Here is a 2,453-nt window from a genome sequence, read left to right as displayed (position 1 = left end):
GTCGTCGGGCGTGGCGGGGGTGGCGGGGTCGTCGCGCTGGAAGGTCGCGTACAGCCACCACAGGGACGGCACCAGCAGCAGCGCCCCCACCGCGAGCGACCCCAGGCTGGCCGCCAGGACACTGTCGGTCGCCGCGGCCTGCCCGATCCCGACCCCGGGCAGCAGCTCGGGGTACTGGCCGACGCCCCAGCCCCACAGCAGCCCGGCCACGGCGAGCGCGGCGGTGACCCGTACCGCGAGGTAGGAGCGGTGCCACAGCAGCAGCAACGACGTCAGCCCGGCCAGCACGGACAACAGCAGCAGCGGCAGCGCCCGGCCGGTGGTGAGCTCGGTGAACAGCTTCGGCGCGTCGGCGCGCAGCACCAGCAGCCCGGCGCCCGACAGCAGCCCGACCACGACGCCGGCGGCCAGGCCACGGCGGCGGAAGTACGCGGTCAGCTCGTGGTCGCCGGCGCGCTGGGCGTCCCTGGTGAGGTAGACGGCGGCCAGGTAGGCGGCGGTGCCGACGGCCAGCGCCCCGGTGACCAGGGATGTCGGGTTGAGCCAGCTGGTGACCAGGTCGCCCTTGGCGATGCCGGGCGGGACCCGTCCCGAGGCGATGGCGCCGGTGACCGTACCGAGGAAGAAGGGCGTCGCGACCGAGGAGAAGGCGAACGCGGCGCCGAACAGGCGGCGCTGCCACAGCTCGGTCGAGGCCTTGCGGAAGGCGAAGGCCGCGCCGCGCGCGATGATGCCCAGGGCGGCCAGCGTGAGCGGGATGTACAGGGTGGAGGCGATGGCCGCGAACACCGGCGGGATGCCGGTCCACATGAGCACGATCACGAAGATGAGCCAGACGTGGTTGGCCTCCCAGACCGGGCCGATGGAGTGCTCGATCAGGTCGCGGCGGCGGTGGTTCCGTCCGGCGAGCAGGTCCCAGACGCCACCGCCGAAGTCGGCGCCGCCGAACAGCACGTACGCGGTCAGCCCGATCCACAGGACGGCCAGCATGATCTCCGGCAGGGGCATGGGTCACACCACCTTGAACCCGGTGACGTCCTGTTCCTGCGGGGCCAGCGGCACGGGCCTGTCGCGGGTCATGCGGCGCAGGACGTAGACGGTGGCCACGGTCAGCACCACGTAGACCGCGCTGACCAGGACGAACCCGTACACCAGGCCGGGCGCGGGGTTGACGGAGTCGGCGGTGCGCAGCACCCGGTAGACGATCCACGGCTGCCTGCCCACCTCGGTGACCACCCAGCCCGCCTCCAGCGCCAGCGCCGCCGCCACCCCGGACGCGGCGGCGGCCCGCAGGAACCACGGCGAACGCGGCAGGTCGCGTCTTCGCCACCAGGTCACCGCGTACCAGGCGGCCAGCGCCAGCAGCGCCATACCCAGGCCCACCATGATCTGGAACGCCCAGTGCACCACGTTGACCGGCGGCCGGTCGGCCGGCGGGACGCCGTTCAGCCCGGCGATCTCGGCGTTCGGATCCCAGTGGGCCAGCAGCGACAGGCCGTACGGGATCTCCAGCGCGTAGCGCAGCTCGCCGTCCACGGCCACGCCGCCCAGGTGCAGCGGGACGCCGCGCCCGGTCTCGAACACGCCCTCCATCGCGGCCAGCTTGACTGGCTGGTTGTCCGCGACGAAGTGCGCCGCCCAGTCGCCCACCCCGATCTGCACCGGCGTGACGATCGCCGCGACGGTCAGCGGCAGCAGCAGTCCGAGCCGGTGATAGCGGTCGCGCCGGCCGCGCAGCATGGACACCGCGTAGACGGAGGCGATGCCGTACCCGGCGACCATGAACGCCGCCAGGATCATGTGCACGGTCTGCGGCGGGGTGGCCGGGTTGAACATGGCCGCCCACGGGTCCACCGCGACGATCTCGCCGTGCTCCGCGCGGAAGCCGGTTGGCTGCTGCATCCAGGCGTTCGCGGCGACCACGAAGAACGCGCTGGACACCCCGGCCAGCACGATCGGCACGCCGGTCAGCAGGTGGGCGCGCGGCGGCAGCCGGTCCCAGGCGTACAGGTAGACGCCCAGGAAGATGGCCTCGATGAAGAACGCGATGCCTTCGAGCGAGAACGGCAGCCCGATGACCTCGCCGTACACGCCCATCAGGCCCGGCCACAGCAGCCCCATCTCGAACGACAGGATCGTCCCCGACACCGCGCCGACCGCGAACAACACCCCCATCGCCCGGCCCCAGCGCCGGGCCAGCAGCCGGTAGGCCGGATCGCCGGTGCGCAGGCCGCGCCACTCGGCGAGCAGGGTGATGGCGGGCATGCCGACGCCGAAGCAGGCCAGAATGATGTGCCAGCCCAGCGACAGCGCCATCTGCGCCCGCGCGGCCATCAGATCCGCCGCCGGCGCCACCGCCGCCGCCACCGCCGCACGGCCGGGCAGCGCCAGGGCGACGAGATCGTCCATGTCCTTCTTGTTCCTTTTCAGGGGCGGGCGCGCTTCAGGGGGCG

At 73.0% G+C, this 2,453-nt stretch carries 2 protein-coding genes; both read right to left on the bottom strand.

The features are described 5' to 3' along the window. Positions 1-1,008: cytochrome d ubiquinol oxidase subunit II (locus tag HII36_RS54665; protein ID WP_173531295.1), on the bottom strand; the 1,008-nt coding region annotated here is incomplete at its 3' end. Positions 1,009-1,011: 3 nt separating this feature from the next. After that, positions 1,012-2,409: a cytochrome ubiquinol oxidase subunit I gene (locus HII36_RS54660; RefSeq protein ID WP_173531294.1), complete on the bottom strand. Its 1,398-nt coding sequence runs from the start codon at positions 2,407-2,409 to the stop codon at positions 1,012-1,014. Positions 2,410-2,453: the final 44 nt, after the last annotated feature.

Source organism: Nonomuraea antri, assembly GCF_013283785.1.
GTDB lineage: Bacteria > Actinomycetota > Actinomycetes > Streptosporangiales > Streptosporangiaceae > Nonomuraea > Nonomuraea antri.
The sequence above is the reverse complement of the archived record's forward strand: the minus strand, read 5'-3'. Positions and strand labels throughout refer to the sequence as shown.

Bases quoted from the DNA above. Each gene is read 5' to 3' on its own strand.
- HII36_RS54660 (WP_173531294.1), bottom strand. From the start codon at position 2,409: ATGGACGATCTCGTCGCCCTGGCGCTGCCCGGCCGTGCGGCGGTGGCG.